At 71.3% G+C, this 13,090-nt stretch carries 11 protein-coding genes; 5 read left to right on the top strand and 6 right to left on the bottom strand.

All coding sequences use genetic code 11. From position 1 onward, the window contains the following. The first annotated feature begins 30 nt into the window (after positions 1 to 30). On the top strand, positions 31 to 1,152 hold the full coding sequence (locus tag JIX55_RS26405; RefSeq protein ID WP_257565747.1) for a phosphotransferase: 1,122 nt from the start codon (positions 31 to 33) through the stop codon (positions 1,150 to 1,152). Positions 1,153 to 1,208: 56 nt separating this feature from the next. Here the strand turns inward: JIX55_RS26405 and JIX55_RS26400 are convergent, their stop codons facing one another. Beyond that, on the bottom strand, positions 1,209 to 2,771 hold the full coding sequence (locus tag JIX55_RS26400; protein ID WP_257565746.1) for a protein kinase domain-containing protein: 1,563 nt from the start codon (positions 2,769 to 2,771) through the stop codon (positions 1,209 to 1,211). Between the two features lie 381 nt (positions 2,772 to 3,152). Here JIX55_RS26400 and JIX55_RS26395 point away from each other — a divergent pair, with 381 nt between their 5' ends. Further along, positions 3,153 to 4,796, top strand: coding sequence for a protein kinase domain-containing protein (locus JIX55_RS26395; protein WP_257565745.1), 1,644 nt, complete (start codon positions 3,153 to 3,155; stop codon positions 4,794 to 4,796). 98 nt (positions 4,797 to 4,894) lie between these two features. On the opposite strand, the gene JIX55_RS26390 is transcribed toward JIX55_RS26395, so the two are convergent. Further along, the gene (locus tag JIX55_RS26390) at positions 4,895 to 5,440 is read right to left on the bottom strand and encodes a bacterial proteasome activator family protein (RefSeq protein WP_257565744.1); all 546 of its coding nucleotides are present in this window, start codon (positions 5,438 to 5,440) and stop codon (positions 4,895 to 4,897) included. 225 nt (positions 5,441 to 5,665) lie between these two features. Here JIX55_RS26390 and JIX55_RS26385 point away from each other — a divergent pair, with 225 nt between their 5' ends. Beyond that, on the top strand, positions 5,666 to 6,070 hold the full coding sequence (locus JIX55_RS26385) for a hypothetical protein (RefSeq protein WP_257565743.1): 405 nt from the start codon (positions 5,666 to 5,668) through the stop codon (positions 6,068 to 6,070). Positions 6,071 to 6,181: 111 nt separating this feature from the next. On the opposite strand, the gene JIX55_RS26380 is transcribed toward JIX55_RS26385, so the two are convergent. After that, the gene (locus JIX55_RS26380) at positions 6,182 to 7,162 is read right to left on the bottom strand and encodes an NAD(P)H-quinone oxidoreductase (protein ID WP_257565742.1); all 981 of its coding nucleotides are present in this window, start codon (positions 7,160 to 7,162) and stop codon (positions 6,182 to 6,184) included. Between the two features lie 306 nt (positions 7,163 to 7,468). On the opposite strand from JIX55_RS26380, the gene JIX55_RS26375 reads away from it, so the two are divergent. Further along, positions 7,469 to 8,500 (top strand): ATP-binding cassette domain-containing protein, encoded by a 1,032-nt coding sequence (locus JIX55_RS26375; protein ID WP_257565741.1) that lies wholly within the window; start codon positions 7,469 to 7,471, stop codon positions 8,498 to 8,500. After that, complete coding sequence (locus tag JIX55_RS26370; RefSeq protein WP_257565740.1) at positions 8,497 to 9,345, top strand: ABC transporter permease; 849 nt, start codon at positions 8,497 to 8,499, stop codon at positions 9,343 to 9,345. Before JIX55_RS26375 ends, JIX55_RS26370 begins: the two co-directional genes overlap by 4 nt. A gap of 66 nt (positions 9,346 to 9,411) precedes the next feature. Here JIX55_RS26370 and JIX55_RS26365 read toward each other — a convergent pair whose 3' ends face one another. The 3 genes from JIX55_RS26365 to JIX55_RS26355 form a co-directional block, all read right to left on the bottom strand. Continuing rightward, positions 9,412 to 10,512, bottom strand: coding sequence for a potassium channel family protein (locus JIX55_RS26365; protein ID WP_257565739.1), 1,101 nt, complete (start codon positions 10,510 to 10,512; stop codon positions 9,412 to 9,414). 103 nt (positions 10,513 to 10,615) lie between these two features. Next, positions 10,616 to 11,995, bottom strand: a complete 1,380-nt coding sequence (locus JIX55_RS26360; protein ID WP_257565738.1) for a molybdopterin molybdotransferase MoeA — start codon at positions 11,993 to 11,995, stop codon at positions 10,616 to 10,618. After that, complete coding sequence (locus JIX55_RS26355; RefSeq protein WP_257565737.1) at positions 11,992 to 12,999, bottom strand: molybdenum cofactor guanylyltransferase; 1,008 nt, start codon at positions 12,997 to 12,999, stop codon at positions 11,992 to 11,994. The genes JIX55_RS26360 and JIX55_RS26355 overlap by 4 nt, the downstream gene beginning before the upstream one ends. Between the last annotated feature and the right edge of the window lie 91 nt (positions 13,000 to 13,090).

Here is a 13,090-nt window from a genome sequence, read left to right as displayed (position 1 = left end):
CGCGTGCCGCGCTCATCTGTACCACCCCCTGTGCATCATGCGCCCCCTCTGGGCCCCCTGCTGGAGCAGTACGCCGCCGGATCCGCCCTGACCTGTGAACCCGTCGACGAGGGGCTGCTCAACCGCGGCTACCGGCTCTCCACCACCCGCGGCCGGTACTTCCTCAAGCACCACTTCGACCCCGAGACCGCCGATCCGGCCGCGATCGTCCGCCAGCACCGGGCCACCCAGCGCCTCGCCGACCTCGGCGTTCCCGTGGCCCCGCCGCTCGCCGGCCGCGACGGACGTACGGTCGCGGTCGTCGGCGGCCACGCCTACGCCCTGCACCCGTGGATCGAGGGGCGCCATCGGCACGGCGGCCAGCTCACCACCGGGCAGTGCGCCCGCCTGGGTGCGCTGCTGGGCGTCGTACACGCGTCTCTGGAGCGGGTGATGGCGGTGCACGAGGCGGTGGTACGGGTGCGGGAGCCGGTGCGTCGGAGACGGCTCATCCCGGCCCAGCGGCAGGCCCGGGGAGGGACGCCCGCCAAGGCCCCCGCCGAAGGCCACGCGGCGATCGCGGGGGCCGAAGGGTCCGAGAGCGCGGATCCCGTCGGCACCTTCGCCCTCATCGACGGCCTGCTAGACCGGGTACGCCGTCGTCGGCCGGCCGACGCCTTCGACGCGCTCGCCCGGCACCGGCTGCTGGAACGGCGGGAGCTGCTGGAGCGGCATGCGCAGCGGCGGCCGCCCAGGGGCGGTTCGGTGGGGTGGGTGCACGGTGACTTCCACCCGTTCAACGTGCTCTACCGGGACGACGTTCCGGACGTGCCCGCCGCGATCCTCGACTGGGACCGGCTCGGCGTGCAGCCGCGCGCGGAGGAGGCGGTCCGAGCGGCGGTGATCTTCTTCGTGCGTCCGGTCGGCGCCCTCGACCTGGCGAAAGTGCGGTCCTACGCGCGCGCGTACCGCCGCGCCGCGGGCGCCGCCCCGGCGGAACTCGCGGCCGCCGTGCACCGTGTGTGGTGGGAGCGGCTCAACGACTTCTGGATGCTGCGCTGGCACTACGAGCGGGGCGACACCCGTGCCGATCCGCAGTTCCCGGCGGCCTCGGCGCTGGTGGTGTGGTGGACGCGGGAGTACGACGCGGTGCGCGAGGCGTTCGTGGAGTGAGCAGGGTGAGGGCCGCGCCACGAGGCCTCGGCCCACTACTCCTCGGCCTCGGCCCGCTATCCCTCGTCGCCGTCGATGCCGCCCGGCAAGCCGGTGCCGCCGCCACTGCCGTCGTCGGGCGTCGAAGCGGGCGGCGACTCCGGCTCCGAAGGCGTCGCCTCCTCCGTCGTCGTCTCCTCCTCCGTCGGCTCCTCCGTGGGCTGACTCTGCGTCGGCGACTGGCTGTAGGTCGGGGACTGCGTGTACGACGGTGTGTAGCCGCCGCCTTCACCCGAACTGGTGCTCTCGTGCGTGGGGTCCTCGGTCGCCTCGTCGCTGGGCGTCTCGCTGGCGTCCTTGTCCTTGGTGGACGTGGAGGCCGTCGGCGACTTGGTGGTATCGGTGTCGCCGGGGGTCCCGCCCTTGTTGTTCAGCGCCAGCGCGACACCCGCCGCGATGGCGATCACCGCGAGTACGGCGAGGATCCACAGCTTGCCGCGGCCGCTGCCCCGGTTGCCGTTCCCCTCGAAACCACCGTCGTCGCCCCGCCCGCCGCCGTACCCGGGCAGGATCGGCTGCGGGATCTGCGAGGTGCCCGGTCCCCCGGGGTGCGGCATGACCGCCGTACCGGACATGCCGCCCGGCGGCGTGTTCCTACCCTCGTGCATGGCGACGGGCCCGGTGTTCCAGGTGCCGGTGTGGCCGCCCTGGTCGTACAGCATCTGCAGGCCGTACTGGACGAGGCCGCGCATCTCCTCGGCCGTCTGGAACCGGTCGTCCGGCTCCTTGGCGAGGGAGCGCACGACGAGGCCGTCGAGCTCCGGCGGCGCCGCCCCGTCCGAGACCTCGGAGGGCGGCACCGGGATGTCCTGGACATGCTGGTAGACCACCGAGAGCGGGGTCTCGCCGATGAACGGCGGCCTGAGCGCGAGGAGTTCGTAGAGCAGGCAGCCGGTGGCGTACAGGTCGGAGCGGTGGTCGACGGCCTTGCCGAGCGCCTGCTCCGGGGAGAGGTACTGGGGCGTACCCATGACCATGCCGGTCTGCGTCATCGTCGACTGCGCACCGTGCAGGGCACGCGCGATACCGAAGTCCATCACCTTCACCGCACCGCTGTGGGTGATGATGACGTTGGCCGGCTTGATGTCGCGGTGCACGATGCCGTGCTGGTGCGAGTACGCGAGCGCTTCGAGAACACCCGAGACGATGATCAGCGCCTGCTCGGGTCCCGGCGCCTCCGCGTTGATCAGCAGGTCGCGGATGGTGCGGCCCTCGACCAGCTCCATGACGATGTACGGCACCGGGGTGCCGTTCACGACATCTTCACCGGAGTCGTAGACCGCCACGATCGAGTGGTGGTTGAGACCGGCCACCGCCTGGGCCTCACGCGTGAAGCGGGCCTTGGAAATGGGGTCTTCGGCGAGGTCGGAACGGAGCAGTTTGACCGCGACCGTACGGCCGAGGCGCACGTCCTCGGCCGCGAACACCTCGGCCATGCCGCCCCGGCCGAGTCTGTGGGTCATCCGGTACCGGCCGTCACCGACAAGCCCGCCGTTGCCCCACAACTCCGGCGCGTCTGACATGCCGCCGCCAGTCGCCTCGGGGTCGGACGGGCCCTGAGAGCGCTGCTGCTGTGCCATCAGTCCTCGCCGTCGTTTCTGCCCGCGGTCCGCGCGGTTCTTGTTACGGTCACCGTCGGCCACGCTACAGCCTTCATGCAACAGGCCGGTCCGAGTTGGATGCGCGACGGGTTCTGGACGGGTTCGCGGTGGATTCAAAAGGTCGATCGGCCATGAAACCCGCAGCGCGCTCACTCGTGCAAGTTCTGTGTACCGGGCGTACGCCCCCTGTAACGCTTCCGCGACGCTTCTTTCGCGTACGGTCACGGATCGGGCACCGCGCTTGACGTGTCAGTGCCCTGGGGCAGACTTGGCCGGGAATAGCACAAAGGATCACCAGGATCACCGATCGCGGGAGCAACTCCAGCAGCTTTCGCGCGCGCCGATGGGGGACGCAGGAAGATGAGCCAGGACGGCGCACAGGGCCGGTACGCGGGGCGGTCGCTAGCCGGCGGGCGCTATCAGCTGCGTGACCTGCTCGGCGAGGGCGGCATGGCCTCCGTCCATCTCGCGTACGACTCGGTGCTCGACCGACAGGTCGCGGTCAAGACACTCCACACCGAGCTGGGGCGCGAACAAGCCTTCCGTGAGCGCTTCCGCCGTGAGGCACAGGCCGTCGCAAAGCTCACCCACACGAACATCGTCTCGGTCTTCGACACCGGCGAGGACGAGATGGACGGCATGACGACGCCGTACATCGTCATGGAGTACATCGAGGGCAAGCCCCTCGGTTCGGTGCTGGACGCGGACGTCACGCAGCTCGGCGCGATGCCTGCCGACAAGGCTCTGAAGATCACCGCGGACGTTCTGGCGGCACTGGAGATCAGCCACGAGATGGGCCTGGTCCACCGGGACATCAAGCCGGGCAACGTGATGATGACCAAGCGCAACGTCGTGAAGGTCATGGACTTCGGCATCGCCCGCGCCATGCAGTCCGGCGTCACGTCGATGACGCAGACCGGCATGGTCGTCGGCACCCCCCAGTACCTCTCGCCCGAGCAGGCTCTCGGCCGCGGTGTGGACGCGCGCTCCGACCTGTACTCGGTCGGCATCATGCTGTTCCAACTCACCACCGGACGACTGCCGTTCGAGGCGGACTCGCCGCTGGCCATAGCGTATGCGCACGTCCAGGAGGAGCCGGTCGCTCCGTCCTCGATCAACCGTTCGCTGCCGCCGGCCGTGGACGCCATCGTCGCCCGCGCGCTGAAGAAGAACCCGAACGAGCGGTTCCCGAGCGCCGAGGCGATGCGCGACGAGTGCCTGCGGGTCGCCGCGTCCCTCCAGCCCGTCGCGCCGAGCATCGTGCCGGGCGCGCAGACGTCCAGCGGCGCCGGGGTCTCCTCCGCCGTCTTCCCGCCGATCGACCACACCGGCGCACCGCAGTCGGGCAGCGTCCAGACGCCGTACCAGCCGCACGCGACGGGCGGGTACGGTCCGCCGACGCCCGCGCCCGCTCCGTCCTACGGCTACCCGCAGCAGGGCGGCTACCAGACGCCGCCGCAGACCGCCGCGTACGCGCCCCAGCAGGGCTCGGCCACCCCGCCGCCGTACAACGTCGCACCCCAGCAGTCGTCGCTCTCGGCGGGGCGTTCGGGGGGCGGCAAGAGCAACAAGGGCGTCATCGTGGGCGCGATCGTCGTGTCGCTCGTCGCGATCGGCGGCCTGATCACGGCGCTCAGCCTGAACACCGGCACGGAGTCCGAGGGCGGGGACGACGGCTCGACCACGTCGGCCTCGCCGAGCGTGGTCGAGGGGCACAAGGGCCCGGACACGTCGAAGGTCATCGATTCGACCGAGTGCACGGAACCCACGGAGTCGTACAACGACCCCGCGAAGATCGAACTGCCGGACTTCACCTTCAAGAACATCGACTCGGTGAAGAAGTGCCTCCAGGCGGCGGGCTGGCAGTACGACACCCAGGACGTCGACGAGAACACGTACGGCGAGGGCACCGTCATGGAGCAGTACCCGACGGCCGACGAGGACGTCGACCCCAAGGACATGCCGTCGATCATCCTCAAGGTGTCGACGGGCAACCCGGCCTGACGCCCGGGGCCCTCGGTCCCCCGGTCGTAGGAAGGGCCCGGCACTTTCGCGTGCCGGGCCCTTTGCGTACGTACGGTGGTGGGGGGTCGGCCGGAGGCCTAGAGGTACGGGCCGCCCGAGCGGCCGAGCGTGCGCGGGTCGTCGTCGCCCTCGTGGCCGCCGACGCCGGGCGGCAGCGCGCGGCGCATCTGCTCCAGCTGTGCCCGGGCGGCCATCTGCTGGGCGAACAGCGTCGTCTGGATCCCGTGGAAGAGGCCTTCGAGCCAGCCGACCAACTGGGCCTGCGCGATGCGCAGTTCCGCGTCGCTGGGGATCGCCTCGTCCGTGAAGGGCAGCGAAAGCCGCTCCAACTCCTCGACCAGCTCGGGCGCCAGGCCGTCCTCCAGTTCCTTGACCGAGCTGGCGTGGATCTCCTTCAGCCGGGCCCGGCTGGCCTCGTCGAGGGGCGCCACCCGCACCTCTTCGAGCAGCTGTTTGATCATGCTGCCGATGCGCATGACCTTGGCCGGCTGTTCCACCATCTCCGTCACCGGGACCTCGCGGGAGTCATCGTCTCCTCCGCCGCCGCCCACCGCCATGCCGTCCTGGCCCACGACCAGGATCTGGGGCTGTTCGGGCGACCGTTCGTTCCTCGGCATCTCCATGCCGCCATTCTCTCGCACACGTACACCTCATCATCGTGGTGCCCCCGACGCAGGGTGATCCGCCGTTCACGTACACGCTGTTCTCCCACGGCGGACCGGGTTCCGCCTGCTCGGTGGGGTGTCGGGGTGATCGTCGGTGGGCCGAGGGCAGCCGGGATCCGAGATGCCGGGGCGAGGGTGGCGTGTGAGTCTGAGGGCGTGGCTCCTTGGCTCCGCTCGGTACGCGTGACGGGACTGGTCCTCGTCACGGGGTTGCTCGTGATCCTGGTGACGGGCGCCGTGACGGCCGGGTACGCCGCCGAGCCCGACCCCGCCACCTCCTGGGCCGGCAGCCGGGCCGGCGAGGGGCGGGAGCGACCGGGGCGCCAGGACGCCGGCCCCGTGGAACCGGAGGACGGCGCGTACGCGGCCTCGGAGGAGCCCGGAGCGGCACCGGACGGCCCGGACGTCGGCGTCGCCCCCGAGCCCTCACAGCACGCCGCTCTGCCCGTTCCCGCCGCCCCGCACGGGACCGGCACCGAGACCGCCGAGGAGCCCGTCCTGCGGGCCCTCGCCCTCGGCACCGGCCTCATGCTGATGGGCCTGGGCCTCGGGCTGGCCTTCGTGGGACTGCGGATACGGCGGGACTGAGCGGGGGCCCAGCGCGCCTCCTGCGGTGTTCCAGCGGCCCCTGCGCGGCCGCCGCACCGGTCGCGGCCACGCGTACGCGCCCAGGCGGCTCCCCTGCGGCGTTGCGGCCGGCTACGGCACGACGAGGAGCACCTTGCCGATGTGGCCGCTCTCCTCCAGGACCCGGTGAGCCGTGGCCGCGTCGTTCATGGGGATCTCGCGGTCGACGACCGGGCGTACGTGGCCGCCGGCGAGCAGCGGCCACACATGTTCGCGTACGGCGGCGACGATGGTGGTCTTCTCCTCCAGGGGGCGGGCGCGCAGCGAGGTCGCGCTGATCGCGGCGCGCTTGGCGAGGAGGGCACCGATGTTCAGCTCGCCCTTGATGCCGCCCTGCATGCCGATGATCGCGAGACGGCCGTTGACGGCGAGGACCCGGACGTTGCGGTCGAGGTACTTGGCGCCCATGTTGTCGAGGATGACATCCGCGCCCTTGCCGTCGGTGGCCTTCCGGACCTCCTCGACGAAGTCCTGCTCGCGGTAGTTGATCAGGATGTCCGCGCCCAGGGCGGCGCACTGGTCGAGTTTCTCCTTGGTGCCCGCCGTGACGGCGACCTTCGCACCCACGGCCTTCGCGAGCTGGATGGCCATCGTGCCGATGCCGCTGGAGCCGCCGTGCACGAGGAGCGTCTCGCCGGGCCGCAGGTGGGCGATCATGAAGACGTTCGACCAGACCGTGCAGGTCACCTCGGGCAGCGCGGCGGCCCGGTTGAGGTCGAGGCCGGAGGGCACGGGCAGCAGCTGGCCGGCCGGGGCGACGACCTTCTCCGCGTAGCCGCCGCCCGAGAGCAGCGCGCACACCTCGTCGCCGACGCTCCACCCGGACACCCCGGGGCCGATCTCCGCGATCCGTCCGGAGCACTCCAGGCCGGGGTGGGGGGAGGCGCCGGGCGGTGGGTCGTAGAAGCCCTGCCGCTGGAGCAGGTCGGCGCGGTTCACCGCGCTCGCCGCCACCTCGATGAGTACTTCGCCCTCGCCGGGCACCGGATCGGGGACCTCGTCCCACACCAGCGCCTCGGGTCCACCGGGTTCGGGAATCGTGATCGCATGCATGAGGGGGACGCTACCCCTCGGCCTCCGCACCGAGTCCCCGGTCCCGGTGGCCTGTACCCCCGGTCCCGGTCGGCCTGGGTCCGTGGTCCGATCCTCCTGCCCCCTTGGTCCTAAATGAGGTGCAATCGGTCGCCGTCGGAGAGACCGTGGAGACGCCATGGCCGCACGGGTTCTCGCCGACGCGCTTCGCCCCGATGCCGGAGCAGTCGTGTTTTCCCGCGCGGCGACCGATGAGTTTCGGCGGTGCCGGTGGTCTCCCTTTGCGTAGCCCCGGACACGGGCCCCGCACGCGGAAGGATCCCAGACATGAGCGCACAGACGTCCGGCCTCGCGATCGAGACCGCGGGTCTGGTGAAGACCTTCGGCGAGACCCGGGCCGTCGACGGCGTCGACCTGGCCGTGCCGGCCGGCACGGTCTATGGCGTCCTCGGCCCGAACGGCGCCGGAAAGACGACCACGGTGAAGATGCTCGCCACCCTGCTGCGGCCCGACGGCGGCGAGGCGCACGTCTTCGGTCACGACGTCGTCCGGGAGGCCGACGAGGTACGCGGCCGCGTGAGCCTGACCGGGCAGTACGCCTCCGTGGACGAGGACCTGACCGGCACCGAGAACCTGGTGCTGCTCGCCCGGCTCCTCGGCCACGACAAGCGGGCGGCACGGCATCGTGCCGAGCAGCTGCTGGAGGCCTTCGGGCTGAGCGAGGCGGCCGGGAAGCAGGTCAAGCACTACTCGGGCGGCATGCGGCGTCGTATCGACATCGCCGCGTCCATCCTCAACACCCCCGATCTGCTGTTCCTGGACGAGCCGACGACCGGCCTGGACCCGCGCAGCCGCAACCAGGTGTGGGACATCGTGCGCGCGGTGGTCGCCCAGGGCACGACGGTGCTGCTGACCACGCAGTATCTGGACGAGGCGGACCAGCTGGCGTCCCGGATCGCCGTCATCGACCAGGGCAAGGTCATCGCGGAGGGTACGAAGGGGGAGCTGAAGGCGTCCGTGGGCGCCGGTTCCGTCCATCTGCGGCTGCGCGAGGCGGCCCAGCGGCCGCAGGCCGAGGAGGTGCTGCGGCTCGCCCTCGACGCCGAGGTGCAGCGCGAGCCGGACCCGGTGGCGCTGACGGCACGCGTCGGCGCGGGGTCCGCCAACGGACAGGGTGCCGCCGAGGCGGCCGCCCGGGCGCTCGCCGAGCTGGCCCGCACCGGCATCACCGTCGACAACTTCTCGCTGGGTCAGCCCAGCCTGGACGAGGTGTTCCTCGCCCTCACCGGACACGACACCAGGGCATCGGCCGCGCCGGCCGACGCCACCCACGAGACGAAGGACGAGGCGGCGGCATGAGCACCGCGACCACCACCGAGAACAAGGAACTCGCCCCCGTCAGCGCCGAGTCGCTCGCCGCGCTGCTCATCGCCAAGGAGCGGCCGCAGCGGCCCAGCGCCCTGTCGGCGTCGCTGACCTTCGGCTGGCGGGCCATACTCAAGATCAAACACGTGCCGGAGCAGCTCTTCGACGTCACCGCGTTCCCGATCATGATGGTGCTGATGTACACGTACCTCTTCGGCGGCGCCCTGGCCGGCTCCCCGAAGGAGTACATCCAGTTCCTGCTGCCGGGCATCCTGGTGATGTCGGTCGTGATGATCACGATGTACACGGGCGTCTCGGTCAACACGGACATCGAGAAGGGCGTCTTCGACCGGTTCCGTTCGCTGCCGATCTGGCGGCCGTCGGTGATGGTCGGCTATCTGCTGGGCGACGCCCTGCGCTACGCGATCGCCTCCGTGGTGATGCTCAGCGTCGGCATGATTCTCGGCTACCGCCCGGACGGCGGGGTGGTGGGCGTGGTCGCCGGGGTCGCGCTGCTCATCGTCTTCTCGTTCGCGTTCTCGTGGATCTGGACGATGTTCGGCCTCATGCTGCGCACCGAGAAGTCCGTGATGGGCGTCAGCATGATGGTGATCTTCCCGCTGACCTTCCTGTCCAACGTCTTCGTCGACCCGAGCACCATGCCGGGCTGGCTCCAGGCGTTCGTCAACAACAGCCCGGTCACGCATCTGGCCTCGGCGGTCCGCGAGTTGATGGCGGGCGAGTGGCCGACTGCGGAGATCGCCTGGACGCTGGGCTGGTCCGCCCTGTTCGTGCTGGTCTTCGGCCCGATCACGATGCGCCTGTACAACCGCAAGTAGCGATCGAGATACGCAGGCGCCCCCGGGGGGGGGGCTCACGTCCCCGGGGGCGCCCTCTCGTTCCCGCTACGGCAGGTGCTTGGTCTCGGGGGTCACCTTCGTGCTCGGTGTGGCGCGGACGATGGTGATGAGCCGGTCCGTCAACTGGAGTGCGCCGACGGACCGATCGTCGTACCCGAGCACACGATGTCCACGCAGCACGCTGACCACCAGATCCTCCGTCTCCCGTACGCTGCGTCCCACCTCGGCCTTTATGACCGGCCGTTCGACGATGTCGAGCCCGCTGCCCTGCTGGATGAGGTCCTCCATGACCATGCCGGCGGCGGGGCTGAGCACGGAGAGCCCGAGGAGCCGTCCGGCCGCGCTGGCGCTGGTGATCACGACGTCGGCCCCGGACTGCTTCAGCAGCGGCGCGTTCTCCTCCTCGCGTACGGCGGCCACGATCTTCGCCCCGCGGTTGAGCTGGCGGGCGGTCAGCGCGACCAGTACGGCGGTGTCGTCCCGCGCGGTCGAGATGATGATCTGCCGCGCCTTGTGCGCCTCGGCCTGCAACAGCACATCACTGCGCGTCGCGTCCCCGACGACCCCCGTGTACCCGTCGGCCGTCGCGGCGTCGATGACCTTGGAGCTGGGGTCCACGACGACGACCTGTTCCTTCTTCAGCCCCGTCGCACAGACGGTCTGGATCGCCGAGCGCCCCTTCGTCCCGAAACCGACGACAACGGTGTGCTCTCTCAAGGCCGTCCTCCAGCGTTTCAGTCGCCATTCCTCGCGTGTGCGCTCCGTGAGGACCTCCAGCGTGGTGCCGACCAGGATGATCAGGAACAGCACACGCAGTGGCGTGATCACGAAGATGTTGGTGAGCCGAGCGGCATCACTGACCGGGGTGATGTCGCCGTACCCGGTGGTGGAGAGGGTGACGGTCGCGTAGTAGAACGCGTCGAGCAGATCGACGGCACCGTCCGAGTTGTCGTTGTAGCCCCCGTGGTCGGCGTAGACGATGAACCCAGTGGAGACCAGCACGAACAGCGCCATCGCCAGCCGTTTGCCGACCTGGCGGATCGGGCGTTCGACCTCTCGTCTCGGCAGTTTCACCTGGTGGGTCACGAGACGTTCGTCCGCGTTGCGGGCGATGACGTCATGGCCCGGCAGTTTCACGTGAAACACTCCCCGTTTCGACGTACATCCCCTGGCTGTACTTCGCCCCTGTCGGCCCACTGTTTCACGTGAAACGGCGTGATCCGCAAGGCCGGTTGGGCATACGGAGGTTTCACGTGAAACACACCTGGATCCCCGCTGTCGCCCAGGGCAGGTCGAGCAGTTCCAACTCCTGGCCGGGGCGGGCGCCGCCGGGCGGTACGACGGCAAGGGCATCGGCGGTGGCGATGCCGCGGAGCATAGCGGGACCGTTGTAGTGCAGCGGCACGGCGTCGTCGCCACGCAGGGCGACCGGGATGAGCCGGGTGTCGTACGGGTGCCCGTGCACCGCCTCCCGCAGGGGCATCGTGTACGGCTCCGGGGCAGCGCGTCCGGCAAGGGTCCGCAGCAGGGGCTCGGCAAGCGTGAACAGCCCTGACACGGCGGCCAGGGGGTTTCCGGGCAGGCCCACGAGGTGCTGGTTCTGCTTGATGCGGGCCAGCAGCATGGGGTGGCCCGGACGCACCTTCACGCCGTTGACGAGGAGTTCCGCGCCGACGCGCCGCAGGGTGGGGTGCACGTGGTCGACGGGCCCGGAAGCCGTGCCGCCCGTGGTGACGATGAGGTCGGCGGAGGACTTCTTCACGGCCCGGTACAGGGCGTCGGCATCGTCCCCGAGGCCGCGTACGGCGGTGACCTCGGCGCCGAGTGCCCGGAGCCAGGACGGCAGCATCGGGCCGAGGGCGTCCCGGATCAGGCCTTCACGCGGCAGCCCCTCGGTGAGCAGTTCGTCGCCCAGGACGAGCAGTTCGACGCGCGGGCGGGGGAGCACGCTCAATGTGTCGTACCCGGCGGCTGCCGCGAGCCCGAGCGCGGCCGGGGTGATCTGCGTGCCGAGCGGCAGCAGCTGGTCGCCGTTGCGACACTCCTGGCCGCGTGGGCGGACGTCCTGCCCGTGCGCCAGGTCCCGGGTCGCGTGCAGCCGTCCCTTGTCGTCGGTGCGGCCGTGCTCGCTGCGCAGGACGGCGGTCGTGTCGGGCGGGATGCGTGCGCCGGTGGCGATCCGGACCGCCTCCCCGTCCGTGAGCCGCCCGGGCTCGGCGTGCCCTGCCAGCACACCGTCCTCCCGCACGTCCCAAGGGCCGGGGCCCGCGACCGCCCAGCCGTCCATCGCGGAGGCGTCGAAGGAGGGGAGGTCGGTGAGCGCGGTGAGAGGGGCGGCGAGGACAAGGCCGAGGGAGTTGTCGACGGTGACGGACACGGGGACCCGGCGTCCGGCCGAGCGAGCGGCGCGTTCCGCGACGACCCGGGCCTCCGGCCAGGAGACGGCCTGGTGGTGGGAGTCGTCCTTGGCCCGGTGGTGGGAGTCGTCCTCGGCCCGGTGCGCGCCGGCCTGACCGGTCGTAGGGGTTTCGCGGGACGAGCGGGGCTCTCCCGGCCCCCTGGCCACCCTGTCGTTGGCCACGGCCAGCGCCTCCTCCACGTCGAGTTCCTCGGCGTCCTGGGCGGTCATCCGGCATCCGGGGCGGTGTCCGGGCCGGTGCCGGTGCCGGCGTCCGGTTTGGCGTCGGGGGTGTCCTCGGCGGCCCATCTCAGGGCCAGGGCGGAAGCCTTGCGGGCAGCCTCGGTGACGGCCTCGGGGCCTCCGCCGGCCTTGGCGGCGGCGTAGCCGACGAGGAACGTGGTCAGCGGGGCGGCGGGCCGGGCCACGTTGTGGGCGGCGTCACGGGCGAGGTCGAGCAGCTCGGTGATGTCGACGTCGAGGTCGATCCCCAACTCGTCCTTGACTGCGGAAATCCATTCATCCAACACGTGGCCATGCTCCCTGATCCGTGCGCGGGCGGCGGCGATGTCGTCCCAGGTGTCGCAGTCGAAGGACGCGACGGGGTCGGTGATGCGGGTGAGGCGCAGCGCGGCGGTCAGCCGCCGCAGGGGGAGCCCGGTCAGTCCGTCGTGCTCGACGGCGAGCCGTGAGAGCTCATGGCGCAGGACCTCGGCCCGGTAGACGGCCACGAGGGGCTGGTCACGGCCGTCGGGGTCGGTGACGAGGACTCCGTCGGCGCGAGCGGGCGGGGTCCTGTCTTCGTCGCCGCCGGGTGTGAGGGCGCCGTCGGCGTCGTCGACGGGGGCGTCCTGCGGCTCGGCGTCGTCGGCCCTGAGTGCGTCGAGCAGTCGCCGTACCGTCTCCTCGTCCAGGAACGGCAGGTCGGCGGAGAGGACGACGACGTACGGCGCGGTGGTGTGCCGGAGTCCGGCGTCCAGTGCGGCGAGGGGTCCGCCGCCGGGGGGTTCCTCGCGGGCCCACCGCACGGGCCGCGCGGTGGGGCGGGTGTCGGCGACGACGACGGTCGTCCCGGCCCCGGCGCAGGCGGCGAGCACTCGGTCGAGCAGGGCCCGTCCGCCCACGCGCACGGCGGGTTTGTCGGCGCCGCCGAGCCGCCGGGCGGCGCCGCCGGCGAGCACGACGGCGTCGAACGCCTCGGTACCGGGGCCGCCCGGGGGCTCGTACGCGGTCACCCCCCGAGTATGCGTGCCTTCACGATCACAGGGAACGCGGGGGAGGCCGCGCAATCACGGCCGGGTGAGGGCCGGTGGCGGAGCGCGATCG

The sequence above is a fragment of the Streptomyces sp. DSM 40750 genome (assembly GCF_024612035.1).
GTDB lineage: Bacteria > Actinomycetota > Actinomycetes > Streptomycetales > Streptomycetaceae > Streptomyces.
This window is presented reverse-complemented; position numbering and strand designations above follow the sequence as displayed.